Raw genomic sequence first — 25,399 nt, forward strand, 5'->3', positions numbered from 1 at the left:
GTGGAGTGTTAGATTTCCACGTCCCCGACCTGAAACAGCATGAGCGCAACGGGAGGACGGTTATATAGGTAATGATCTGTACCTGTGGAGGGTTCCCTGCCCATGGAAAAGCCGCTACCTCTTAGCTCCTTTCCAGGATAAGAGCAATGAGGATATTTACTGCGGGCGTCCGTTTACGGTTTGAGGGGTTCACCTGATGGATCGCGCTTCACCCCATACAGTAAGAAGACGTGTCTACTCTTCTTCCCGTCCACGCGTCCGCGCACGTCCTTGAGGGCGTCACCGAGTACCTCACCACGACGTTCTCGCTGGCCAACCCGGATACTGCGAAGGCGCTGAGGTCGTTTCTGGACGACACCGAAACCGGCATGTTCCGCGGCCCCTACGTGCGTACCCGCCTACCCTATGCGCGCGCCACGCAGTGGGAGGGGCTGCTGGGGTGGCTCCCCGCCTGGTTTACTCCCTATCACCACCAGGCAGAAGCTTTTCAGCGCCTCCGCAGCCGCACCCAGGTGGGCGAGCGTCGCCCAGAGCCCACCCTGGTGATCACGGGCACCGGCTCCGGTAAGACGGAGGCCTTCCTTTACCCCATCCTCGCCCACGCGAAACGGATGCGGGAAACGGGGCAGCGCGGCGTCAAAGCGTTGCTGCTCTACCCCATGAACGCGCTGGCCAACGACCAGGCCAGCCGCCTGGCCACCCTGCTCACCTCGGAGGCGGGGCTGGAGGGCGTGGACGCCGGCATCTACGTCGGCGACCAGAACACGGGCGTGACCAGGGTGTCGGAGGACTCGCTGATCACGGACCGCGACACCCTGCGCAAGAACCCGCCGGACATCCTGCTCACCAACTACAAGATGCTCGACGAGCTGCTGCTGCGCCCCGCCGACCGCGACATCTGGTGCCTCAGCGCCACCTCCTTGCAGTACCTGGTGCTCGATGAGTTCCACACCTACGATGGCGCGCAGGGCACCGACGTCGCGCTCCTCCTGCGCCGCCTGGGGCTCATGCTGAAGTCGCACCAGCCGGACGGGTTCCTGGGCGAGTACGCGGACAACCCGCTGGGCCGGGTCACGCCGGTGGCCACGTCGGCCACGCTGGGCGGCGAGGGCGATACGGGCCGCATCCTGGAGTTCGCGCGCACCATCTTCGGCGAGCCCTTCCCCGCCGACGCGCTGATCGGAGAAACCGCGCTGACCTTCGACCAGTGGCAGGCGGAGATGGCGGGGACGTATGGGGGGAATGAGGGGGCGTCGATAGGCGAAATGCCCAGCGTAGACGCCATCCGTGAGGTGCTGGGCGCGATCGCGGGGGACGCGACGGGGCGCGAGCACGCCGAGGTGGTGCTGGACGTGTTTCGCAGGCGCGTGTGGGGCTGCGGCGAGGCGCTCGAGGCGACGATCGCCGCGTACGCGCAACACCCGCTGACCAGGGCGATCATCGAGGCAGCGGCGCAGGCGCGGCCCATGGTGGCGCGCGCGGGCGAGGCGACCGCCCTGCCGGAGGCGGTGCTGGGGCAGGCAGTGGTGCGCCAGCTCAGGGGCGACGAGGCCGCCGAGTTTGTCACGCACCTGCTCACGGCGGTGGCGCACCTGCGCGCGCTCGCGGGCGAGAAGTACGGGTTTGAGGGCAAGCGACTGCCGGGTGTGGATACGCACCTGTGGGTGCGCGAGGTATCGCGCATCGACCGCGCCGTGACCCCCACCGCGGACGGCAAGGAGTTCCGCTGGTACGACGACGGCGTGGTCGGCGAGGGCGCCGACGTCACCGCCGAAGCCACGGACGAGCAAGCCCCCGCCGTGTGGCTGCCCGCCTGCTACTGCCGTGCCTGCGGGCGCGCCGGGTGGATGACCAGCCTGGAGCCGGGCACCGAGGCGCCGATCCTGGACCCGGCGGAGATCCGCACGCAGTCCATCGAGCACATCGAGCGCCAGCGCCCCCTGATCACCGCCATCAACGAGCTGCGCCAGGCCACCACCGACGGTGTGGACTTCACCGCCACCCGCGACCCCGAGGGCAAGCGCACCCCCATGTGGCTGCACACGGAGACCCGCGCGCTGTCCACCGCCGCCCCCAGCGCGGAGGAGCTCTCGCGCGGCACCTCCGTGCCCGTGCTCACCTACTCGGGCCAAGACGCCGCCGACTACGCCAAGGACCAGGTCTGCCCGTCGTGCGGCGAGCCGGACACCATCCGCTTCATCGGTTCGCGCGTGGCCACGCTGCTGTCCGTGGGGCTGTCCAACCTCTTCGGCATGGGCGAGCTGGACCAGGACGAGAAGAAGACGCTCGTCTTCGCCGACTCCGTGCAGGACGCCGCCCACCGCGCAGGCTTCGTCCAGTCCCGTTCCCACGCCTTCGCGCTGCGCACCTTCACCTACGCGGTCGTAGGCGATGAGACGGTGAGCCTCGCCGAGATGCCGCAGCGCATTATCGACGCCGCCGTGCACCACTCCCCCGACAACGACCCCGCCCGCGCACGCTACGAGCTCCTGCCCCCGGAGCTGGCCGACACGGTGAACTACCGCCCGTTCTGGGACTTCAGCGTGGATGCCCAGGCCCGCCGCAGCGCCACCCGCGAGGCGAAGCAGCGCCTCGCCTTCGACGCCGCCCTGGAGTTCGGCCAACGCGCCGACCTGGCCCGCTCGCTCACGCTTACCGGCGCGCTGAATGTCGGCGTGGACATCCCGGACGCCGTGCTCGCCTCCGCCGCCCGCGAGGCCATATCTCGCGCCGCCGAGCAGTCCACCATCAGCGGCGACGCCGACGTGCAGCTGCGCTGGGCGCGCGGCGTGGTGGAGCAGGTCCGCGAGCGCGGCGGTATCAACCACCCGTGGCTGAAGTCCTACCTGCGCGACGACGGCAACAGCTGGCACCTGCACAATCGGCTGGCCAAGTCCAAGGGCGTGCCGCCCTTCCCCCGCGGCGGCGCGCCCGAGTTCCCGCGCGTGGGCGAGTCGCTCAATGACAAGGACCGGGGCATTACTCCCCTGTCCAGCCCGCGCGGCCGCTACGCCCGCTGGACCTCCACTATGCTGGGACTGTCCACGCACGACTCGGCGAGCGTGCTCCGCGACTTCTTCGCCGCCCTGGCCAGCCGCAACGCCATGACGTCGGTGCAGACCAAGACGGGCGGGACCATCTACGCGCTCGAGCCGGAGCAGGTCGTGGTCTCCAGCGAGGCCGCACCGAAGCTGTTGCGGTGTGGGATCTGCCACGCGCAGTTGGGCGTCGATAAGCATGCGCGAACACTGATGAATGGGCAGGCGTGCGCGACCCCCGGCTGCTCCGGGACCTACCAGGAGGTGCCCGTGGAGCCGAACTACTACTGGCGCCTCTACACCTCCGCGCAGCCGCGCACCGTGGTGGCGAAGGAGCACACGAGCCTGGTCCCGCCGGAGGAGCGCCTCGCGCTGGAGCGCGCGTTCCGCGGCGGCGAGGCCCCGACGGCGGACGCCCCGAACGTGCTGGTGGCCACCCCGACGCTGGAGATGGGTATTGACATCGGTGATCTGTCCACCGTCATGCTCGCCTCCCTGCCCACCACCGTGGCCAACTACGTGCAGCGTGTGGGGCGCGCCGGGCGCCTGACCGGCAACTCGCTCGTCCTCGCGTTCGTGCGCGGCCGTGGGCCCACCCTGCCCAAGCTCAACGAGCCGCTCGGCGTCATCTCCGGCGCCGTCGCCCCGCCGGCCGCCTTCCTCTCCGCCACCGAGATCCTGCACCGCCAGGTCGCCGCCTACCTCATCGACTCGACCGACCTCCCGGCCCTCGGCGTGGAGACCACCAACGCCCAGTCGGTCTTTGGCCGCAAGGGCGTGCCGCTTATCGACGCCCTGCAGCAGATCATTTCCGCCGGAGTCGGCCCCCGCGTCGACGAGTTCCTGGACTCGCTCGCCCGTGAGGAGCTGGACCCGGAGCTGCTTTCGCGCGTGCGCGCCTGGGCCACCGGGCGGGGCCCCGACTCCTTCGCCGGCGCACTCACCGCCGCCCGCGAGCAGTGGGACGCCGAAGTGCAGCAGCTGAAGCAACGCGAGCGCGACCTCAACGAGATCGAGGCCGAGCTGAAAGCGCGCGACGCCGGCGCCGCCAACCTGGACGCCGAGTTCATCGACGAGGACCTCGAGCGCGAGAAGCGCAGCGTCAAGGCCGCGCTCAAGCGAACCAAGCGCGACCTGTACAAACTAGCCTTCGGCGAGCGCTGGATCTCCGCCCTGGAGCGCTACGGCCTGCTGCCCAACTTCACGCTTATCGACGACTCCGTCGAACTCGCCGTGGCCATCTCCTACCTCAACCCCACCACCATGGAGTTCATGCCGGAAAGCTTCGAGGTGGAACGCGGCGTTTCCTCCGCCCTACAGGAGCTCGCGCCGGGCGCCACCTTCTACGCCCGCGGCATCGCCGCCACCATCGATTCGGTGGAGATGGGCTTTGATGGCCAGAACATCGAGCAGTGGCGGCTGTGCCCGGAGTGCTCCTACGGCGAGCGCGTCGCCTCCGGCGGCGCGACCCCGGGGGCTGGTCCGTGCCCGCGCTGCGGCGCCGCCGCCTTTGCGGACAAGGGCCAGCTCATGGACGTGATCCAGATGCGCAAGGTGGCCGCCGAGGTGGACCGCAGCAACGCCACCATCGACGCCTCCGCCGAGGAGCGCCGCACCACCTTCTTCCACACCGCCATGTCCTTTGCCGTGCCCGAGCACGCCCCCGACGGCGGGCACTGGTACTTAAGCGGCGGCTTCGGCGCCGAGTACCTGCCGCAGGCGGACCTGAGCTGGTTCAACCTGGGTAAGGGCCAGGCGCAGCCGCGCATGCTCGCCGGGCGCGAGGTGGACGCTCCCCTGTTCACGCTGTGCCGGATCTGCGGCCACGTGGACTCCGCCCGTGGCGAGAACAGCAAGTGGGACCACCGCCCCTGGTGCCCGCAGCGCAAGGAGCGCGACGAGGACACGGTCACCACCGCGCTCGGCCGCTCGCTGCGCACCCAGGGCGTGCTGCTGCACATCCCGCGCACGCTCACCGCCGGCGACAAGGCCACCGTGCCCAGCCTCACCGCGGCACTGCGCCTGGGCTTCAAGGAGGTGCTCGGCGGCGACCCGGAGCACCTCAAGGTGGACACGGTGACGGTGCCCAACCCGGCGGGCGGCGGCGTGATCGAGGCGCTGCTCCTGCACGACAGCGTGCCGGGCGGCACCGGCTATCTCTCCCAGTTCGCCTCCCCGGAGCAGGTCCGCGGCCTGTTCGAGCAGGCGTACCGGCGCGTGGCGGCGTGCGAGTGCCACAGCGACGAGCGCCTCGCCTGCGCGCACTGCCTGCTCCCCTACACCGAGTTCCGCCACAAGGACGTGACCTCGCGCGGCGCTGCCGAGCGCGCCATCCGCGCCATCCTGCGCAACGAGGCCCACCCGGCCGACGGCGCGGACGCGCTCGCGGTGCCGTGGGAGCCGCAGACCACCCCGCCCGCGCCCGACGAGGGTTCCACCCTGGAGCTGCGCTTCCGCGAGGTGCTGCGCGCCGCGCTCGAGGCGCGAAACGTCACAGTGACGGATCGCCCGAACGCCGGGCGCATGGAACTGGAGATCACGTTCCCCGGCGCCAGCGGCGAGCAGTGGGTGATGAAGGAGCAGGTGAACAAGGGACACACGGTCCCCGACTTCCTGTTCACCCACCGGCGCCGCGGCGACATCCGCCCCGTCGCCGTGTACACGGACGGCTACGCCTACCACGCCAGCCAGGCGCACTTCCGCTTCCCGCAGGACATGATCAAGCGCGCCACCCTGCACCACGAGGACGACACGATCCCGTGGAACCTCACCGACGCCGACCTGGACAGATTCGAGCGCGAGGGCGCCGACGCCGCCGCCCCCTGGTGGGTCACCACGGAGCTGCGCCGGACGATCTCGGGCCTGCCCAAGCTGGACAGCGACGCCGTCGACTTCCTGCTCGCCTCCCCCATGGAGCAGCTGCTGCGCTACCTCAAGGCGCCCCGCACCGCCACCTTCCCCACACTGGGACGCGGGCTGGCCGAGCTGGTGCTGGGCGCGCCGGGCAGGCAGCAGAGCGTGGTCGATTCCATGGTCCGCGTCGCCCTGCCGAGCGGGGCGTGCCTGGACCTGCGCCCGATCTCTCCAACCGAGTTCGCGCCCGAGCGCCTGTTCATGGACACCTCCGCGGGAGTGCTGGAGGCCGACGCGTGGAACGAGTACTTGCGCATGGCCAACGTGCTCTGGCTTGCGGGTCAGGGTGTGCGTGTGGAGACGAGTGCGGGGGGCGTCGAGAAGCGAACCCTGCCCGCGGAGCCCGCGCCGCAGGTCGCTGGGGCCTGGGCCGAGGCGATCGAGGAATTCGAGGACGAGGAGGCCGTGGTGGCGGCGCTGCGCACGCTTGCCGCTCAGCACGCGGCGCCGGCGAGCGAGATCGGCGAGGAGCTGGGCAGCCTGCCCACCGCGCTGATCTGGCGCGAGGCGAAGGTGGCGCTGCTGCTGGAGGCGGACCCGTCGTACGCGGAGGCCGAGGCGGACCTCGTGCGCGGCGGGTGGACCATTGTGCATCCGGAGGGGCTGACCCCGGACGCGATTCCGCAGGCACTGCTGGGCAACTAGCATCGGACCAGGACATGAAGGAGTAACAGCATGGTGACCTTCTCGCTGTACGGCGGGTTGAAGCTGGACGGCAGTTTGATGAAGCCCACGATGGACTTCCTGCAGACGCTCGCCGCGGATCCGACGAACCCGTCGCTGAACATCAAGACCATTAAGAACTCGGTGGACAAGCGCGTGCGCACCGGGCGCATCAATGACCAGTTCCGCGCCGTGCTCTTTGAGCTTCGCGACGGCGACGTGCACCACTTCGTCCTCGTCCATGTCGACTCGCACGACGAGGGCATCGAGTCCGCGCGCCGCTTCGACCCGGCCCGGCTGGAGCTGCGCGCCAACGCGGTCAACGGCATCACGGAGCTGATCGAGCGGACGGCACCGGATGGTGCGGACGACTCGGACGCTCACGAGCCGGAGGTATCGGACTCGCAGCGCAAGGCCGAGGAGGCGGCCCGCGAGGCCGAGGAGCTGGCCAAGGCGCAGGCGGATATCACGGCGGTGGAGCTGAAGCCGGAGGAGGTGCCGCCTCGCACCGAGCTGGAGAAGCACGGGTACACGCCGGCGCTGCTGCACGATGAGCTCGGCGTGGACGAGACGATCGCGGAGATGCTCTTCGTGCTCACCCGGGAATCCCAGCTGGTGGCGCTCATGCAGGGCCGCCCGAAGTGGGAGACGGAGGCCGTGGAGGGGCTCGTCGCCGGCTACACGATTGACAACGTCAAGGAGATGCTCAACCTCACCACCGACGCTGCGGGCGAGGCCGCTGACCAGCCGGGTTCCGAGGACGCGCGCATCCTCGCCGGCCTCAAGCAGGACGCCGCCCAGCTGGAGTTCGCCTACGTGGACGACGTGGACACCGACTCGCTGCGCGCGGTCATCGAGTCCGGCAGCTTCGACCAGTGGCGCGTGTACATCCACCCGGAGCAGCGCCGCATCGTCGAGGGCGACCACAAGGGCTCGGCCCGCGTCTTCGGCGGCGCCGGCACCGGCAAGACGGTCGTGGCTGTCCACCGCGCGAATCACCTGCTCAAGCGGGGTCATCCCCGCGTGCTGCTCACCACCTTCACCGATGGTTTGGCGGGCGGCCTGCGCCAGCAAATGGCCGCGCTCAACCCCAACTATCCCGCCGCGGAGCCCGGCGAGCCCGGCCTGTGCGTCACCAACATTGACAAGCTGGTCCGCCATGTGATCTCCAATGCGGCGCCCGCCGACGTCGAGGAGGCCACCCGCCGCGTCCTCGGCACCGGCACCCCGCGCGTGCGCCCGTACAGCAACGACGAGGCCGCCCGCGTCTGGGGAGGGCTCTTGCTTATCGACGCCACCGTCGCCGATTCCCTCCCCGCCGGCACCACCAACGAGACCTTCCTCCAGCGCGAGTACGAGGGCGTTGTGCTGGCCAACTCCATCACCACCAAGGCGGAGTACCTCAAGGTGGCTCGTACCGGCCGAGGCACGCCGTTGAGTAGGGCTCAACGAAAGGTGGTGTGGACGCTCCTGCAGTCCGCGATGCAGACCCAGGCAGTGGACGGCAAGCTGTTCTGGCCCACCATGTCCGCCGTGGGCGCCGAACTCCTGCGCATCCAACGCGACCGCACCGACCGCGCCCTGTTCGACCACGTCGTGGTTGACGAGGCCCAGGACTTCAACGCCGGCCACTGGCGCTTCCTCCGCGCCTGCGTGGACCCGGGCCCCAACGACATCTTCCTCGCCGAGGACTCCCACCAGCGCATCTACGGCCAGCCCCTGGTGCTCAGCCGCTTCGGCATCTCCACGCGCGGCAAGGCGTCGCGCAAGCTCACGCTGAACTACCGCACTACCAAGGAAAACCTGGACTACGCCGTGCGCATCCTCAGCGCGGCGGGGGAGTTCACCGACTCCGCGGGAGAGACCGATGACACCCACGGCTACCGATCCGCCCGTTCCGGCCCGAACCCCCAGCTCCTGCGCTGCGCCACGCCGGACGAGGAGTTCGACGCAGCGGCCGCCTACATCAACTACTGGCTGGACGCCGACGAGGTCCACGAGCCCCGCATCGGCGTGATGTGCCGCACCCGCGGGCAGCTGAGCCGCATTGTCAGCGGGCTGGCCGACCACGGCATCGACGCTGTGCAGACCAAGGACGCGGCACACGCGTCGGGGGAGCAGGTAGCCGTGATGACCATGCACGGCGCCAAGGGCATGGAGTTCACGCACGTCATCCTGATGAGCGTGGGCCGCGACATCCTCCCGCAGCCCTTCCGCCTCGCCGGGCTGTCCGACGACGACCGCGCCGCCGCTTTGCAGCAGGAGCGCTCCCTGCTCTACGTCGCCGCCTCGCGCGCCCGCGACGCGCTGGTGATCACGACGGTGGGCGAGCAGTCGGAGCTGCTGCCGGAGGTGTAGGGGAGACCGCCCTTAAACAAGGTCCTGCGGGACCGGAAAGCCGACCGGCTACCGAGCTACGCGGGACCTTTGTTCTTTCGGTACATGGATCGTTGTTTGTTTGACCCTTTCTTCTTCCTTGTGAAGGTGATAACCCCCGCCCGAAGAGCGAGCTACCTCACTGTGGTGTTTAAAGTAATCGTGTTCACAAATGATGAAAGAGGGTGACATATGCAAATTGAGATAGGACTGATCAGCTCGGCAGCGATCACATTGCTTTTGCTGTTGTTTGGCGCTTGGGCGGCGAGAAGCTGGAAGGCATTCAGCATGTTTGCCATTCCGGGGCCCGTGGTTGGGGGTTTTCTCTTTGCTCTTGTGGTGCTTGGGCTGCGGGAGTGGGGATCGGTTGAGCTCACGGTTGACACCACGCTGCAGTCGCCCGCAATGTTGGCGTTCTTCACCACGATTGGTCTGGGAGCATCGCTCAGCCTGATCAAAACTGGCGGGCGTTTTCTCATGGTGTACCTGCTGGCGTGTTGGTCGGTAGCGATTCTCCAGAATCTCGTTGGAATTGGCCTTGCCAAGGTCTTGGGGCTCGACGAGCTTCTGGGCATCATGGCAGGAGCTGTTTCACTCGAAGGTGGCCACGGCGCTGCTGCGGCGTTCGGTCCAACGGCAGAAGAGCTTGGCGCGCAAGGTGCTACCGCTGTCGCTATTGCGGCGGCAACATTTGGGTTGATCGCCGGATCGCTCATTGGCGGCCCCTTGGCAACCTGGCTCATCAAGCGAAACAACCTCGCGGTGGAGACCCACGATATCGGCAACGTCGAAGAGTGCGGAGTGGACAACGACTCAGACATCAGCGAAGGGTCCGTCACCGCGACTGCGGCCGTGATCGGCGTAGTGGTCGTGATCGGTGTCTACCTGGGCGAGCTCTTCGGTGAATGGACCGGGTACTCGCTGCCGGGATACGTCGGTGCCATGCTCATTGCGATTGTCTTGCGCAACCTGAATGACGCGCTTGGTTGGGTGAAGATTCACGGGAAAACCCTCAAGCTGATTTCTGACGTCTCCTTAGGCTACTTCCTCACCCAAGCCATGATGAGTCTCAAGATTTGGGACCTCTACGATCTCGCACTGCCGCTCCTGGTCATCTTGCTTGTACAGGTTGCTGTACTTGCTGCTTTGGTCGTGTTTGTTGTTTTTCGGGTTCTGGGCAGAAACTACGATGCAGCGGTCATTTGCGGAGGCATGATGGGTCACGGTCTTGGCGGCACTCCGAACGCGGTCGCCAACATGGACGCGGTTGGCCGCAAGCACGGACTGCAGTCAAAGGTAGCAATGGTGGTTGTCCCACTTTCGGGTGCCGTGCTGATTGACATTGTTGCGCTGCCATGGATCGTCTTCTGCCTCAACTGGATAGCGTAACCACCGGGGATGGGGGGGATTCGCTTTGGCTCCATTGATAGGCAGAGGCGCGGGTGACCGCCCAACACGCCGGGCGCGGTGGCGTCGATAAGCGAGACCGCCCTGGTTTAGGGTAGGGGAATGCGGATTGAAGAGGGGCCGGTGGCGTCGGCAAGCGAAGTGGAGCGGGAGGCGCTGCTGCCTCGGCACGAGGACGCGGTGGTGCGCACGATGCTGGGGCTGCTGCCCAAGGATGCGGCGGACTGGCAGCTGGTGGGGATCGTGAACAAGGACGGGGACGTGTTCACGTTTGGGAATGACTCGAAGATCGTGGGGCGTGCGTTTGAGGTGGTGGCGACGGCGTACGTGAAGCAGCTTGCCGATGCGTTGGGGTACACCTTCCGCGAAAGCGAGGTGCAGACCCAGTACCCGGATTTCGTGCTGGAGAAGCCGAACGGGCGGCTCATTGCCATTGACATCAAGTCCACGTACCGCAGCGTGAGCAAGCGCGGGGCGACGCGCGCGTTCGGCTTCACCCTGGGCAGTTTCACCAGCTACCTGCGCAACGGGACGAAGAACATCTACCGCACGTACGACGACTACGACGCGCACTACGTGCTGGCGTTCCTGTATTCGCGGACCAACCGCTTCGAGACGACGCGCGTTCCCGTCGCCAACATCGACCGCATCCGCCCCGCTTACGAGGACGTCGAGGTGGCGTTCATTCATGGAGAAGTACCGCTTGGCCGGGGACAAGACCGGTAGCGGCAACACCGACAATTTGGCTACGTTCAAGGCGACGTCGATGGAGCCGTTCCAATACGGCGCCGGCCCGTTCGCCCTGCTCGGCCATGACGTGTTTGAGCACTACTGGCGCAACCACCCCAGAAACGCGGACTCCGCCGAGGTCAAAAGCGCGAAGTTCAAGAACCTGCCCGCGTACTTCGATTGGCTGGAACGCCAGGACAGCGCCCCGTTCGACCCCGCGCAGCTGCGCGCGTCCTACGCGCAGTACAAGGACTTCGTGGCCGATCGCGGCTGGGCGATTCGGCTGAACTAGAACAGCGTTGCCAGGCTCGCTTCGGGGCTTGCTTTGGCGCTTGTCGACGCCACTTCATCCCCCGGCACCGCGTGCCCGGGCGAATTGACCAACGCCTCCGTCATCGCCTTGCGGTTCTGCACCGACGCGCCGACGTGGTAGAAGTGCTCGGTGGTGCGCAGCTCGCCCTCCCAGGCGCGCAAATGCGTGTTCTCGCGGTGGATGTTGGAGTGCCACATGCTCAGCGCGTACCCGGCGGGGGAGTCCTGCACCTGGCGGGCCAGCTGGTCGGCGAGGTCCTGGCTCCACGTGCAGAAGTACTCGTCATGCCTATCGATGTACGGCGGATCCAAGTACAAAAAGTCCTGCTCCGCGAGCTGGCCGATGATGTCGGTGAAATCGGCGTGGCGGAACTCCCACTCAGGGCGCTTGGCCAAAAGCGTTTCCACCCAGTGGACCTGGTTCACGATCCTGGTAATCAGCGCAGGCTGGAAGCGCTGCGGCTTCCGGCAGAAGGGGACGTTGTACCTGCCCTTGGCGTTGAACCGCATCATGCCGTTGAAGTTGCTGCGCTGCAGGAAGAGGAAGTCGAAGGGGCTGCCGGTCTCATTGAAGCGGTCGCGGACCTCGTAGTAGTAGGAGTGCTTGTCCGCCGGAGTTGCGGCCAGCTTCGGCGCTTCCTGCTCCAGGTAGTCGCGGACCTTCCAGGCGGTGAGCTCCCCGGATTGGATGCTGCGGTAGAAGTTGACCAGGTGCGGATTGATGTCCACAAACACCGCGCGTTGGGGTGCGAGGTTGAACCCCACGACGCCCGAACCCATAAACGGTTCGTAATAGGTTCCCGATCCGTCCCACCGAACGTTCGCCGCGATGAAGGGGACAAGTTTGGTCTTGATCCCTTGGATCTTCAGCGGCGGCACGTTCACGTGACCTATCTGCTGCGGCAGGAGCATGGCGGGGCCTTTCGGGCGAGTGGCGGTTGTGTGGTGAGTGTAGCAACCGCGCCGAACACGCCCGTGCGCTGCGGAAAGGGGGTGGTCTACTCCTAGTTCGCGTACGTCGTGTTGACCTTTTCCACGAGGGTGAGCACGTCGTACGTCGCCACGATTTCGTCGTTCTGGTTGTACAAAACTGTGTCCCAGACAACTTCGCCGTAGTCGTCGGTCACACGCGGAGTGATCCGCTTGGCGGTGAGCTCGACGCGGATGGAGTCGCCATAGGTCACGGGTTTGAGAAAAGACAGGTTATCCAGCCCGTAATTGGCCAGTACTGGTCCGGGTTGCGGCTCCACGAACAAGCCCGCAGCCCAGGAGACAAGCAGGTACCCGTGCGCTACTCGGCGGGGGAAGAAGGGGTTAGCAGTGGCGGCCTCTTCGTTGGTGTGCGCATAGAAAGTATCGCCGGTCTCCTCAGCAAACTGAAGAATGTCATCGAGCGTGACTTGGCGCAGGCCGGAGGCGAACTGGTCGCCCACCTTTAGCGTCGCCAAGTCCTTGCGGAACGGGTGGACCGCGGTACCCGCGCTCACTTCTTCCCGGGAGGCGCGCCGCACGTCTGCGCCGCGGTGCCACTCGCCGGTGATGGAGGTGAGGTGCTGCGGGCTACCCTGAATTGCGGTTCGCTGCATGTAATGTTTGATGGCTCGCACACCACCGAGTTCTTCGCCACCGCCTGCACGGCCTGGTCCGCCGTGGACGAGGTGGGGGAGGGGAGACCCGTGCCCGGTGGACGTCTTGGCGTCGTCGCGGTCAAGAAAGTGGAGCCGGCCGTGGTGGGCAGCAATGCCCACTGCGAGTCTTTGTGCCGCTTCGGAGTCATGCGTCACTGCAGAGGCGACGAGGGAACCCTTGCCCAGCGCAACCAGGTCGATTGCGTCGTCGAGGTCGGTGTAGCCGATGATAGAGACAACGGGGCCGAACGCTTCTGTGTCGTGGACGCGCTCTGTGCGGGCGTCCGCAAAGGTGAGCACAGTGGGCTGGAAGAATGCGCCGTCGACGGTGTTGGGGCCGCCGGTAATGACGGTGGCGCCGGCGTCGATAAGCGTCTGCACTGCGTTGGCAACATCTTGCGCCTGATCAGCGGACACGAGCGGTCCCATCGTGGTTGCATCGTCGCGGGGGTCGCCAACGACGACTTTTTGCTCGAGCTTGGCCGCTAGGGCATTGGCGACGTCATCTACGAGCGCCTCCGGCACGATTGCGCGGCGGATCGCGGTGCACTTTTGGCCTGCTTTCGAGGTCTGCTCTGCAAACAACATGGAAATGTACGCGTCGAATTCGGGAGTGCCGGGCGTGGCATCTGGACCGAGTACTGCGGCATTGAGTGAATCTGCCTCGGAGGTGAACCGGACGCCGTGATCGCGCACAGATTCGCGGTTGCGCAGAGCGCTCGCTGTCGCTGCGGACCCCGTGAATGCAACGTGGTCGTTGTAGTCCAGGCAATCCAGCAGGTCTCCTAATGAGCCGGAGATCAGTTGCAAGGACCCCGCGGGAAGGACGCCGGACTCTGCCATAAGTCGCACGCACGCTGCGGTGACGTAGCCGGAGGCTGTCGCAGGCTTTACCAGTGTGGGAACGCCGGCGATAAACGCGGGCGCAAACTTTTCCAGCATGCCCCAGACAGGGAAGTTGAAAGCGTTGATCTGCAGTGCAACACCCTGCAGTGGCGTGTACACGTGGCGTCCCTGAAATGAGAAATCTTTGGCAAAGACTTCCGGCGGGCCGTCAACGACGACGTTGTTGTTTGGCATCTCGCGGCGGCCTTTGGAGGAGAACGTGAACAGGGTGGAAATGCCTCCGTCCACATCTACGAAGTTGTCGCGAGGAGTTGCGCCCGCCTTGGCCGCCTCAGCGTAGAGGGAATCCTTGTGCTCGTTCAGGAACATAGCGAGCTCTTTGAGCTTGAGCGCGCGCTCGTGCAGCGTTAGCGCCTGCAAGTGCTGCTGCCCCGTCGTGCGCGCATATTCCAGCGCGCCGGGAAGATCAAGCCCCTCAGTGGTGACTTTCGCAATGAGCTCATTTGTCGACGCATCGCGGACCTCGCGAGCGTTTGTGGTGTTGTCGGGTACTACCCACTGGTCGCAAAGAAAGCTGGGGACTACGGTCATGGGGGATCCTTTCGGTGATGTCAAAAACGCGAGGGTCCTGACCGAACGGTCAGTCGGTAATGTATGGCGAGTATAACGGACACAACGCATTGGTGGGAGGACATGATGAACGAGGTTTGGAAGATCACGCTTGGGGAACTGGACAAGCACATGGGCGTGGAAGTCCTCGAGGAATCTGCCGAACGCGTCGTGGCGCGAATGCCAGTTGCCGGAAACCGGCAGTCCCTCGGACTCCTGCACGGCGGCGCAATGGCAGCACTGGCAGAGTCGGTGGGCAGCTGGGCGGCGCTTATCCACGCCAGCACGATGGGCAAAGTAGCGGTGGGGGTGGACATCAACGCCACCCACCACTCGTCGGGAAGGGAAGGCTTTGTCACCGCGACCGCGACGGCAATCCGGCTCGGCCGCACGCTGACGAGCCATGAGGTGGTGGTTGTGGACGACGCTGGAAAGCGCCTGTGCACCGCTCGAATCACAAACGCGATCGTAGAAAAGCGCGGCTAAAGGCTCCTACTCCGAGTAATCGTAGAAGCCCTTTCCGGCTTTTCGTCCAAGCTCGCCGCGAGCAACCATGTCGCGCATGAGCTGCGGCGGGGCAAAGCGCGGACCAAGCGTGGATTCGAGGTACTCCGCAATGCCCAGCCGGACATCCAGCCCAACGATGTCTGTCAGCGCCAGAGGACCAATAGGGAACTTGTACCCCAACACCATTGCGTTGTCGATGTCCTCTGCAGAGGCCACACCTTCTTCGACCATGCGAATAGCCTCGAGTGCGATTGCCACGCCCAGCCGGGAAGACGCGAAGCCTGGCGCGTCCTTGACCACAATGGGTGTCTTGCCTAGGCCCGCAACCCAATCGCGCGCGCTTTCCACCAATGCATCAGGTGTCGAGTCCGCGACAACAATCTCAACCAACTTGGACGCCGGCACCGGGTTGAAAAAGTGGAGACCGATGACGTCATTCTCCACCGACTTGGCGAGTTCGGACACCGAAAGTGAAGAAGTATTCGTGGCAATAACAGCCTTCGGCGCATGTTCGCTTATCGACGAGAACGACTGCCGCTTCAGGTCCAGCAACTCAGGGACGGCCTCGACGATAACCTCGCAGTTGGCAAAATCTGCGGGGTCCGTAGACAACGTCAGCCGTGATGCGTATTCCTCGAAGGTTCCCTCAGCGCCGCGTGCCAAAGACCCCTTGATGTCCTTGTGTATTCGACCCCGCGCGGCTTCAATTGCGTCTTCATTGATGTCTACAACGTGGACGTTCGCCCCGGCGAGGACGAAAGCATGGGCGATGCCGCCGCCCATTCGTCCGCCGCCAAGAACTCCGATGTTGGTGGGCACGCTCATAGGTGGGATCTCCTTAGGTATGGGGTCTACTTCTTCTTGTTCTTTTTCCGGTCCAGGAAAGCCTGCATCCGGTCGAACTTCGCTTCGGACTCGAACAGGATGGCCTGGGCAAGATTGTCTACCTGCGGATGTGCGCCTTCCGGCATGGCCAGAACGGACTTGGTAATGCGCACTGCAAGCGGGTCCTGTTTGCCAATCCGTCCGGCCAGCTCGAGCGCTTCGGCTTCGAGCTTCTCCGGTTCTGCCAACGAGGAAACCAGCTGATGTCGCAGAGCTTCTTCGCCATCGAGGACCCGGCCGGCTAACAGGATGTCGCGGGCGAGTGGCTCACCGACCGCAGCACGTAGCCGCCAGGTGCCTCCCGCGGCAGCGATGATGCCCAACCCAGCCTCTGGCTGGCCGAACTTGGCACGTGCGGTAGCTACCCGAAAGTCGGCAGCGAGTGCGAGCTCGAGTCCTCCTCCGAGGGCGTAGCCGTCGATAGCCGCGATGACGGGCATGGGAAGCTTGGCGATCCGGTGGAAGATTGTGTTGTTAATACCGCGCAGCGCATCATCGCGGCGGCGCTCACGCAACTGCGCGATGTCTGCGCCGGACGCGAAGATCCCATCGGTGCCGACGATGATTGCTACCTGGGGGTTCTCTTCTAGGTAGGCACACACAGCGTGTAGCTCGTCCACCATGGTCTGGTCGATGGCATTTTTCACCTCGGGGCGGGAAAGACGAATGATCAGGGTTGCCCCGCTGTCCTCAACAGTGAGGGCAGAAAACCTAGAAAATTGGTTGCTCAACGTCTACACCCTTTCGATCGCAATGGCGGTACCTTGCCCGACCCCCACGCACATCGTGGCGATGCCACGTTCCGAATCTTCCTGTTCCATGCGGTTGAGCAGGGTGATCGTGATGCGCGCACCGGATGAGCCAAGCGGGTGGCCAAGTGCGATGGCACCGCCCCAACGATTGACCTTTTCCATGTCCAACCCAAGCTCACGGATGCAAGCCAATGATTGCGTGGCGAAAGCCTCATTGAGTTCGATCGCCCCGACGTCGTTGAGATCCCAGCCGGTTCGCTCCAGCACGTTCCTCGTTGCAGGCACCGGGCCCATTCCCATGATCTCCGGTGCAAGACCGACCGCAGAGGAGCCGCGCACTGCAGCGCGCGGTTTCAGGTTGTACTTCTCTACAGCTCGCGAGCTAACGACGAGGATGGCGGAGGCGCCGTCGTTTAGCGCGGAGGAATTTCCTGCAGTCACGACGCTGCCGCCGGCGACGACGGGGCGCAGCTTGGCCAGGACCTCGGTGGTCGTTCCGGGCCGAGGACCTTCGTCTGTGTCCACGACGGTCACATTGCCTTTGCGGTCCTGTATCTCAACCGGAACGATTTCGGAACTGAAGCGACCAGACTTGATGGCCTCGCTCGCCAACTTCTGCGAGCGTACAGCGAACTCGTCAGCCTCTTCGCGCGTGATGTTCTTGACGCGAGCGACCTCTTCGGCGGTCTCAGGCATGGAGAAGGTTGTCTTTTCTTGGTCAGCAAACGTGGGGTTGATGAAACGCCAGCCGATGGAAGTATCGAAGGTTGCGCCGGGCTTGGCAAACGCTTTGTCTGGTTTCTCCATGACCCACGGTGCGCGTGACATAGACTCCACGCCGCCTGCGACAACTACATCGGCCTGTCCTGTCTCCACCATCGCTGCTGCCAGCGAGATCGCGGACATACTGGAAGCACAGAGACGGTTGACCGTGATACCTGGGACGGTATCCGGGTAGCCGGCGAGAAGCCAGGCCATTCGGGCGACATTGCGATTCTCTTCGCCTGCACCATTTGCGTTGCCAATGATCACGTCGTCGACGGCTTCGGGAGGCAAGCTCGCGTCCTCAACGACGGATTTGATCACGAGCGCGGCCATGTCATCGGGGCGTACGGATGAAAGAGCCCCGCTATATCGGCCGACCGGGGTACGTTTGCCGGAAACTAAGAGTGCATTCATGGGGTGTTCCTTCTGTATCAAGTACTGGTTTGCTGCCGTGGCTACGCGCCGCTGAATTTCGGCGTGCGCTTTTCGTTGAAAGCCTGGAAGCCCTCGAAATAGTCTTTTGATGAGCAAAGCTGACCTTGGGCTAGGTTCTCCTGTTCGATCGAGGACCAAAGCCCAGTGCCGTGATCACGAATGGCGTGGACCAGCTTTCTGCTGGCGAGAAATGCCTGGGTTGCGCCGCGTGAGGCTCGTTCAACCCTTTCCCGAGTAAAGTCGAACAGCTGATCTTTGGGGACAGCCCTGGAGAACAATCCTGCCTCTACCGCTTCGGTGCCACTCATCATTTCCCCGGTAACGATGAGATCCATGGTGCGGTGCGCACCAAGTCGCTCGAAAAACAGTGCGTGACCACCAGAATCGAGCGTGGCCCCGAGGTTGGCAAACGGGGAGCCAATCGTTGCATCGTCAGCCACGTAGACAATGTCGGTGGCGATGGCCAAGCCAAGTCCGACCCCGAGGCACGGCCCGTGTACTGCAGCAAACGTGGGTGCCGGGAACTCGCTCATCTTCTTCAACACGGGGGTGACCTTGTTGGCCAGGTAGTCAGTGGCGTCATCATTGCGAGGGTCGAGTCCCTTGATGTTGCGGCCGGCGCAGAAGCCCTTTCCTTCGCCTCGAAGAAGCAGGGCGCGGACTCCGTGCTGTGCGGCTTCGTCGTAAATCGCCCCAAGTTCAGCGAGGTCATCCTCCCCGAGTGAGTTCATGGCCTTCGGGTTGTTCAGCACGACCTCGGCGTAGTTTTCGCCTTCGTTAGTGTAGATAGTCAGATCGATCATGGTGAGCCCCTATGCGTCGTAGTCAACGGTGATTGATGATCCGGTGGCGTGGGTCTGGCAGGTCAGCACGAAGCCCTGCTCTACTTCGTCGGGTTCGAGGGCGAAGTTTTCGTCCATCTCGTACTCGCCGTCGATGACCTTGGCGCGGCAAGTACCGCACACGCCACCCGCGCACGCAAATGGGACGTCGGACCGCACACGAAGCGCAGCGTTGAGGATGGTCTCGTGCGCGGACACAGGTGACTGGACCTGGCCAGATAGACCATCAAGGGTGAAATCAATCTGGACGTTGTCTCCGTCCGGATCGGCTTCCACCGCGCGACCTTTGTTGCCGTCATTCTTAGTTGGCGTGCCGGTAGTGAACAGCTCGTAGCGGACTTTCTCGGCGTCTACATTCCGATCCGCGAGGGTGTTGCGGCACAGCTGCACTAGCTCGAAGGGGCCGCACAGGAACCACTCGTCCACGCCATCGACGTCGATGACGTTGTCCAACAGTGAATTGAGCTTTTCGTGGTCGATGCGTCCCGAAAACAGCGGGTTGATCCGCTGTTCTCGTGTCAGGATGTGGTGAACGGCGAAGCGTGATGGGAACTTGTCCTTGAGGTCTCCAATCCTGTCCGCGAACATCACGTCGCCGCCGCCACGATTGGAGTAGACAAGTTCCACTGAAGCGTCTTCTACGCCACGCAGAACGGCTGTGGCAATTGCCATGATCGGCGTGATGCCGGATCCAGCCGCGATAGCAACGACGCGTGGACGTTCGATTTGACGCAGCTCGTTTTCAACAGCAGTCGGGTCGTTCAAGCCAGTCATGCGGATTCTCGAGGTAAACGCGCCCTGTGGGTTCATCACATCGATCCGGTCGCCAGCTTTGAGCTGCTCGTTGGCCCAGGTAGAGAACTTGCCGCCGAAGTCTTTCTTGATGCCTACGCTCAGAGTTCCACCGGTAGGCGCGGAGCACAGTGAATAGGAGCGCCGTAGCTCCTCGCCGTCGATGGTGGCGCGTAGGGCGACGTATTGGCCCGGTGCGTAGTTGTAGTCGTTGCGTAGTTCCTCGGGGACGCTGAAGCTTACCTCGACAGCTTCGTCGGTGAGCTTCTTCACCTCCGCTACCTCGAGGGAGTTGAACTTGGCTTTCTTGCGCGCCGAGGTTTTGGTGTCTGTGGTGGGAGTCATCTAGTGCACCTTGAAGTAGTCGAAGGGTTCAAAACAGGTGTTGCAGGAATAGAGGGCTTTGCAAGACGTGGAGCCGAAGGGAGTGATCTCCTTCGTGTCATCGGAGCCACAGTGCGGGCACGTGATGCGCGGCGGCGCTCCCAACGTGAGCAGGACCGGTCCGGACGATTGCTCAGCGCGCCCCTGTGGCGGCGCGATGCCGAAGCTACGGAGATTCTCGCGGCCGGTTTCCGTGATCCAGTCCGTAGTCCACGCCGGGTTGAGTACAAGGTCCACCCGAAAATCCTCATAACCCGCCTTAGCCAGTGCCAACTCCACATCGTTGGTGATGTGGCCCATGGCCGGACATCCGGAGTAGGTCGGAGTGATGGTGATGACCGCGGTGTCTCCCTCAAAGTGCGCGTCGCGCAGGATGCCTAGGTCCGCAATTGAAATCACGGGAATCTCCGGGTCGGGAACCTGCGCGGCGACATCCCAGAGCCGCGCTTCGCTTTCGTTGGTGGGGCGGTGAGCCTGTTCGGTGATAGCCAACGATCCTGTCCTTCCGTGGTGGGGTTAAGCAGGGCTTGCTTACCAAGTCGCGCCCGGGTGCTGCCGGGCTAGGAACTGCATCTCGCCGAGGATGTAACTGCGGTACTCGGAGAACCGCCCGGTCCGGTGCCCGCTCATTGCCTGTGCAACGTCGGGAACACCGAGCTCCGCGTGATCCAGGACCGCACTCATCCGCGTATCAAACTCGTCGCGCAAGGAGGATGGAAGCACGCCAATGCCGGCGGTAGCGACCTCGTGGTGGATCGGAAGATCCTCGAACAGTTCGTCCACGTACGGCCACATGTATTCCAGGCCTGCCTGCATGCGGCGCTTTGATTCGTCCGTGCCGAGGCCTAGGCGCAGGACCCACTGGTTCGAGTGATCTACGTGGTACTGCAGCTCTTTCACGGCTTTGGACGCGATGGATGCGATCATGCTGTCCGATGAATTCACCAGCGCGGTATAGAGGCCGTACATGTAGTACGACACAATCAGCTGGCGGGCGATGGTTTGGCCGAAGTCGCCGTTTTCTTGCTCAACGATCGCTGCGGAGCGGAACTCCTCTTCGTTGCGGAAGTAGGCGAGGTCATCTTCGGTCTTCCCGGTTGCGGTGCCTGCGTAGGTATAGAGGAAGCGGGCGTGCCCGACCAGATCGAGAGCGATGTTGCCCAGCGCGATGTCTTCCTCCATCTCTGGAGCGCGCGAGATCCACCAGCCGAGACGCTGGGCGAGGATCAGGGCATCGTCGCCCAGCATTGTGGCGTACTGGGCGGTGACGCTACTGGCGACCTTGCCAGAAGCGCCCACGTCCTCCGGTGTGATCGCGTCGCCTTGCGACTGCTTCGTTGCAGAATCTTGGGAGGTGAAACTCATAGGTGCGGCACCCCTTCAGACTTTTCAAAGTATGTGGCGTGGCGATACGCCTTACCGTTAGAGGACTCGAAGAAGCCTCCCTTGGAGTCGGGGTCGGAGGCGCTGATCGCTTCGGATGGGACTACCCATACCGAGGTGCCCTCGTTGCGGCGGGTGTAAAGATCGCGCGCATTACGTAGCGCCATGGTGTCATCGGCGGCGTGCAGCGATCCAGCGTGAACGTGTGAGAGGCCGCGATTAGAGCGGACAAATACTTCGTACTGGACCCATTCGTTGCGGTCTGTGCTGTTGCTCATGGGGGTTCCTGTCTTTTCAAATAGGGGCAATTGCTAAACGACGAGCGCGTGGTCCGTCGCTGCCTTACGCTTCGCGTACGCGGCGGCTGCCTCACGGACCCAGGCGCCGTTATCAAAGGCTTCTCGGCGACGCTTCAGGCGTTGGGAGTTCAGCGGGCCGTTGCCCTTGATGACGGATTTGAATTCGCTCCAGTCCAGCTCGCCATAGTCGTAGTGACCTCGTTCCTCGTTCCATTTCAGGTCCGGGTCCTCGAAGGATAGGCCAAGAGCTTCCGCCTGCGGGACAATCATGTCTACAAATCGCTGACGCAGCTCGTCGTTGGAGAAACGCTTGATGTTCCAGGCCATGGACTGCTGGGAGTTTGGCGAGTCCGCGTCCGGAGGGCCGAACATTTGGAGCGCAGGGCCGTAGAAACGGTTGATCGCCTCCTGGGCCATCTGTTTCTGCTCGGGCGTGCCGTGCGAGAGCTCATACAAGATCTCCCAGCCCTGGCGCTGGTGAAATGATTCCTCTTTGCAAATGCGAACCATCGCGCGTCCATACGGCGCATACGAAGCACGGCAAAGCGGGACCTGGTTGCAGATCGCAGCGCCATCGACAAGCCAGCCGATCGCGCCGATGTCTGCCCAGGTTCGGGCGGGGTAGTTGAAAATGGAGGAGTACTTGGCGCGACCTTCGAGGAGTTGGAGAACAAGTTCATCGCGTGAGGTGCCAAGGGTTTCTGCAGCAGAGTAGAGATACAGGCCGTGACCTGCCTCGTCCTGAACCTTGGCCATGAGGATCGCTTTGCGCTTGAGCGATGGCGCTCGGGTGATCCAGTTGGCTTCGGGCTGCATGCCAATGATCTCGGAGTGAGCGTGCTGGGAAATCTGGCGTGTCAACGTTTTCCGGTAGGCCTCAGGCATCCAGTCTGTGGGCTCGATGCGAGAGTCCTCTGAGATGAGCCGGTCAAAGAGGGCTTGCCCGTCAGCCGCTACCTGCTGGGCGGCTTTTGTTTCTGTCACGGGGGAGAGGTGAGCGGGGGTCATCGAGTCCTCCTCGAGTGTGAATTACTAACCGATCGTTCGGTAAGTCTATGTCGGTACACGTGTGGCGTCAACCACATTGGAGGAATGGGGAGTGAGGAGCTACTTTTCTGTGGGCGGATGAGACGTGGTGCGCGACATTCCACGGAATTCTGCGATGGCGCGTTCGCCGTCGTAAATGGTGACGTCGGTAAGTCCATTACGGCCCCAGGTCTGGGTTTGGCGGGCGACGCCGCGCAGGGTGGTGCCGATCTTGCCTGGGGCGATGAAGTGGATATTCACCTGGGAGGCGACGGTAGGGGTCGCAGTTGTGGTGTTGCACGCGCCGGCGAAGAGAGCATCTGCGAACGTGAACAAGATTCCACCTTGGATGGTGTCAAAGCCATTGCACATTTCCTTGGTGATGGTCATTTCACCTTCGGTATGGTTTGGCTCCACCTTTGTGATGGTGATGCCGAGAAGGGCAAGCGAATTATCCTGCTCATACATCGATTTCACCTGCTCGGTGTCTGGTGTGAACATGACATTAGGACCAAAGATCGTGTGCATGGTGTGTCCTCTGAGGTATTGGCTGGGTTGTTAATTGCGTAAGCATAGAGAGATTGAAGGCGGTGTGCACAGGATTTGGGGAACTGTAGGCTCGACGTGTTGGGCAGGCGGGAAGTGCTCTTAGGATGGGTGGTGTTGAGGAAATAGAGATGAAAGAGGATTCGACGTGGGGCAAACGGATACTTCGCCTGGGCGCGGGCGTCCCGGCTATACCAGGGACGAGGTAATCGCTGAGGCGATTGATGAATTCTTGGACCGGGGGTATGAGGCGACATCGATGGGAAGTTTGGCTCAGCGGTTGGGGGTGTCAAAGTCGGCGATTTACCACCATGTTTCCTCTAAGGAGCAGCTCCTCGAAGAGGCCACGACGGTTGCCCTCGATGCGCTTTCCAGTGTGGTTGACCAGGCGCAAGGTCTTGATGGGGGGATCGAACACAAGCTGCGGTTTCTCATCGACGGTGCGGTGAAGGTTTTAGGGGAGCGGCAGGCCGAGATTGCGCTTTTGCTACGTCTCCGGGGGAACTCCGACGTGGAAAAACGTGCGCTTGACCGTCGCCGCGCGATCACAGGGACGATGGTCGAACTAGTCGCAGAGGGGCAAGAAGCGGGGGTAATTCGAAGCGACATCTTGCCAGGCGTGGCGGCGAGGCTGATCTTTGGTGTGGTGAACTCGATGGTGGATTGGTACCAGCCGCAAGGGGAGTCGCCGCTGGATGAATTGGCCGATATGGTGCAGCGTTTTGTATGGGAGGGGGTCTCCTGTCGCAGATAGCGAAGCCTTTTTGAACGAAAGGGGTGGTGTGCATTGCAAATCATTTTGAAAATGTTGTGGAAAACACTCACTTCGCGATGTAGCCTAACTCACAAGGAACTGACCGATTGGTCAGTAAACATTGGCCGGTGCCATCCGGCTACAGCGAGAAAGGTGCATCCCCTTGACTGCAAACTACGACATCACTTCCACATACGCCGGCCCTTCGACCTCGATTGAGTACGCCTCAAGGGACGAGATCACAGCGCTCCAGACAGCCCGTATGAAGAACACGCTGCGCCACGCGTACTACCACGTTGACCACTATCACAATGCGTTCGATGAAGCGGGGGTGCACCCCGACGACTTCAAGGAGCTTGCTGACCTCTCCAAGTTCCCGCTGACGGACAAATCTGACCTGCGTCGAAACTACCCGTTCGGAATGTTTGCAGTGCAGCAGCACCAGATCGCCCGCGTCCACGCTTCTTCCGGCACGACGGGCCTGCCCACAGTGGTTGCTTACACGCACAAGGACGTGGAAACCTGGGCAGAACTCATGGCGCGGTCCCTGCGCGCGGGCGGTGTCCGACCCGGCGACAAGGTGCAGGTTACCTTCGGGTATGGACTTTTTACTGGCGGACTTGGTGCCCATTATGGTGTGGAGAAGCTTGGAGCAACCGCCATTCCTACCTCAGGTGGCCAGACGGAGCGCCAGATCCAGATCATGCGCGACTTTGAGCCAGACGCCATCCTCGGCACGCCCTCGTACATGCTTAACGTGCTCGACCGGATGCGCGCCGAAGGGCAGGATCCGCGTGAATCGTCGCTACGCGTCGGCATCTTCGGCTCTGAGCCGTGGACCCAAGGTATGCGCGAGGAGCTGGAAAACGGATGGGGCATCGACGCAACCGACATTTACGGTCTGTCCGAGGTCATGGGGCCGGGTGTTGCGCAGGAGTGCATCGAGACCAAAGACGGTCTGACCATTTGGGAGGACCACTTCTACCCGGAAATCCTGGACTTGGAAACTGGACAGCCCGTTGAAGACGGTGAGTTCGGCGAGCTGGTTGTCACCCCACTGACCAAAGAAGCATTCCCTGTCATCCGGTACCGCACCCACGACATCACCCGATTGCTTCCAGGAACAGCCCGCTCGATGCGACGCATCGACCGCATTTCTGCGCGAAACGACGACATGATCATCCTTCGCGGCGTGAACTGTTTCCCCAGCCAATTTGAAGAGATCATCACTGAGGATTCTAAGCTGCGACCGCGCTACCAGTGTGTACTTGACCGGAAGGGCCGCATGGACAATCTCACTCTCGTGGTCGAACATTCGCCGGAAGCGAGTGAGGCTGACATTGAACTGTCGTCGCGGACTTTGAAGAAAGCCATCAAGGACCGCATCGGAATCACGGTAGATGTAGTGATCAAGCCACACGTGGATACCGGCGAAGGTAAGGCGAAGCGCCTGGTGGACAACCGCCCGAAAGGGTAGCCCCTGAGCAAACGGCCCGAAAGGACCAACA

At 63.4% G+C, this 25,399-nt stretch carries 20 protein-coding genes; 8 read left to right on the forward strand and 12 right to left on the reverse strand.

What is annotated here, in order from left to right; genetic code table 11:
* Positions 1–230: 230 nt before the first annotated feature.
* The 5 genes from OVO38_RS10025 to OVO38_RS10045 all read left to right on the forward strand — a co-directional run bounded on the left by OVO38_RS10025 (position 231) and on the right by OVO38_RS10045 (position 11,418).
* Positions 231–6,596 carry a DEAD/DEAH box helicase gene (locus tag OVO38_RS10025; RefSeq protein ID WP_267208405.1) on the forward strand — a complete coding sequence of 2,122 codons (6,366 nt, stop codon included), beginning with the start codon at positions 231–233 and terminating at the stop codon, positions 6,594–6,596.
* Positions 6,597–6,626: 30 nt separating this feature from the next.
* Positions 6,627–8,972 carry a 3'-5' exonuclease gene (locus OVO38_RS10030; protein WP_267208406.1) on the forward strand — a complete coding sequence of 782 codons (2,346 nt, stop codon included), beginning with the start codon at positions 6,627–6,629 and terminating at the stop codon, positions 8,970–8,972.
* 210 nt (positions 8,973–9,182) lie between these two features.
* Complete coding sequence (gene gltS, locus OVO38_RS10035) at positions 9,183–10,379, forward strand: sodium/glutamate symporter (RefSeq protein ID WP_267208407.1); 1,197 nt, start codon at positions 9,183–9,185, stop codon at positions 10,377–10,379.
* 120 nt (positions 10,380–10,499) lie between these two features.
* Positions 10,500–11,123, forward strand: coding sequence for a type II restriction endonuclease (locus OVO38_RS10040; protein WP_267208408.1), 624 nt, complete (start codon positions 10,500–10,502; stop codon positions 11,121–11,123).
* On the forward strand, positions 11,086–11,418 hold the full coding sequence (locus OVO38_RS10045) for a type II restriction endonuclease (protein ID WP_267208409.1): 333 nt from the start codon (positions 11,086–11,088) through the stop codon (positions 11,416–11,418). The genes OVO38_RS10040 and OVO38_RS10045 overlap by 38 nt, the downstream gene beginning before the upstream one ends.
* Here the strand turns inward: OVO38_RS10045 and OVO38_RS10050 are convergent.
* Both OVO38_RS10050 and paaZ read right to left on the reverse strand, forming a co-directional pair.
* Positions 11,415–12,350 (reverse strand): DNA adenine methylase, encoded by a 936-nt coding sequence (locus tag OVO38_RS10050; RefSeq protein ID WP_267208410.1) that lies wholly within the window; start codon positions 12,348–12,350, stop codon positions 11,415–11,417. The genes OVO38_RS10045 and OVO38_RS10050 overlap by 4 nt on opposite strands.
* Positions 12,351–12,442: 92 nt before the next feature.
* A complete protein-coding gene (gene paaZ / locus OVO38_RS10055) occupies positions 12,443–14,503 on the reverse strand; it encodes a phenylacetic acid degradation bifunctional protein PaaZ (RefSeq protein ID WP_267208411.1) in 2,061 nt (686 codons plus the stop codon).
* Between the two features lie 102 nt (positions 14,504–14,605).
* On the opposite strand from paaZ, the gene OVO38_RS10060 reads away from it, so the two are divergent.
* On the forward strand, positions 14,606–15,007 hold the full coding sequence (locus OVO38_RS10060) for a PaaI family thioesterase (RefSeq protein WP_095545615.1): 402 nt from the start codon (positions 14,606–14,608) through the stop codon (positions 15,005–15,007).
* 6 nt (positions 15,008–15,013) lie between these two features.
* On the opposite strand, the gene OVO38_RS10065 is transcribed toward OVO38_RS10060, so the two are convergent.
* The 10 genes from OVO38_RS10065 to OVO38_RS10110 all read right to left on the reverse strand — a co-directional run bounded on the left by OVO38_RS10065 (position 15,014) and on the right by OVO38_RS10110 (position 23,119).
* Entirely contained in the window at positions 15,014–15,853 is an 840-nt protein-coding gene (locus tag OVO38_RS10065; RefSeq protein ID WP_095545616.1) for a 3-hydroxyacyl-CoA dehydrogenase family protein, read from the reverse strand.
* 26 nt (positions 15,854–15,879) lie between these two features.
* Positions 15,880–16,644, reverse strand: coding sequence for an enoyl-CoA hydratase/isomerase family protein (locus OVO38_RS10070; RefSeq protein WP_095545617.1), 765 nt, complete (start codon positions 16,642–16,644; stop codon positions 15,880–15,882).
* 3 nt (positions 16,645–16,647) lie between these two features.
* On the reverse strand, positions 16,648–17,844 hold the full coding sequence (locus OVO38_RS10075; RefSeq protein WP_267208412.1) for a thiolase family protein: 1,197 nt from the start codon (positions 17,842–17,844) through the stop codon (positions 16,648–16,650).
* Positions 17,845–17,885: 41 nt separating this feature from the next.
* Positions 17,886–18,668 carry an enoyl-CoA hydratase/isomerase family protein gene (locus tag OVO38_RS10080; RefSeq protein ID WP_267208413.1) on the reverse strand — a complete coding sequence of 261 codons (783 nt, stop codon included), beginning with the start codon at positions 18,666–18,668 and terminating at the stop codon, positions 17,886–17,888.
* Between the two features lie 9 nt (positions 18,669–18,677).
* Complete coding sequence (gene paaE, locus OVO38_RS10085; protein ID WP_267208414.1) at positions 18,678–19,844, reverse strand: 1,2-phenylacetyl-CoA epoxidase subunit PaaE; 1,167 nt, start codon at positions 19,842–19,844, stop codon at positions 18,678–18,680.
* Positions 19,845–20,375, reverse strand: coding sequence for a 1,2-phenylacetyl-CoA epoxidase subunit PaaD (gene paaD, locus OVO38_RS10090; RefSeq protein WP_122086205.1), 531 nt, complete (start codon positions 20,373–20,375; stop codon positions 19,845–19,847).
* A 39-nt stretch (positions 20,376–20,414) separates the two neighbouring features.
* Positions 20,415–21,248 carry a 1,2-phenylacetyl-CoA epoxidase subunit PaaC gene (gene paaC / locus OVO38_RS10095; RefSeq protein WP_267208415.1) on the reverse strand — a complete coding sequence of 278 codons (834 nt, stop codon included), beginning with the start codon at positions 21,246–21,248 and terminating at the stop codon, positions 20,415–20,417.
* Complete coding sequence (gene paaB / locus OVO38_RS10100) at positions 21,245–21,544, reverse strand: 1,2-phenylacetyl-CoA epoxidase subunit PaaB (RefSeq protein ID WP_095545623.1); 300 nt, start codon at positions 21,542–21,544, stop codon at positions 21,245–21,247. The genes paaC and paaB overlap by 4 nt, the downstream gene beginning before the upstream one ends.
* Before the next feature lie 33 nt (positions 21,545–21,577).
* Positions 21,578–22,573, reverse strand: coding sequence for a 1,2-phenylacetyl-CoA epoxidase subunit PaaA (gene paaA, locus OVO38_RS10105; protein WP_267208416.1), 996 nt, complete (start codon positions 22,571–22,573; stop codon positions 21,578–21,580).
* A gap of 99 nt (positions 22,574–22,672) precedes the next feature.
* Complete coding sequence (locus OVO38_RS10110) at positions 22,673–23,119, reverse strand: hotdog fold thioesterase (RefSeq protein ID WP_267208417.1); 447 nt, start codon at positions 23,117–23,119, stop codon at positions 22,673–22,675.
* A gap of 166 nt (positions 23,120–23,285) precedes the next feature.
* Here OVO38_RS10110 and OVO38_RS10115 point away from each other — a divergent pair, with 166 nt between their 5' ends.
* Both OVO38_RS10115 and OVO38_RS10120 read left to right on the forward strand, forming a co-directional pair.
* Positions 23,286–23,891 carry a TetR/AcrR family transcriptional regulator gene (locus OVO38_RS10115; protein WP_095545625.1) on the forward strand — a complete coding sequence of 202 codons (606 nt, stop codon included), beginning with the start codon at positions 23,286–23,288 and terminating at the stop codon, positions 23,889–23,891.
* 163 nt (positions 23,892–24,054) lie between these two features.
* The gene (locus OVO38_RS10120) at positions 24,055–25,368 is read left to right on the forward strand and encodes an AMP-binding protein (protein ID WP_095545626.1); all 1,314 of its coding nucleotides are present in this window, start codon (positions 24,055–24,057) and stop codon (positions 25,366–25,368) included.
* Positions 25,369–25,399 lie beyond the last annotated feature (31 nt).

Source organism: Corynebacterium sp. Marseille-P8863 (genome assembly GCF_946902955.1).
In the GTDB taxonomy this organism is placed as follows: domain Bacteria; phylum Actinomycetota; class Actinomycetes; order Mycobacteriales; family Mycobacteriaceae; genus Corynebacterium; species Corynebacterium gottingense.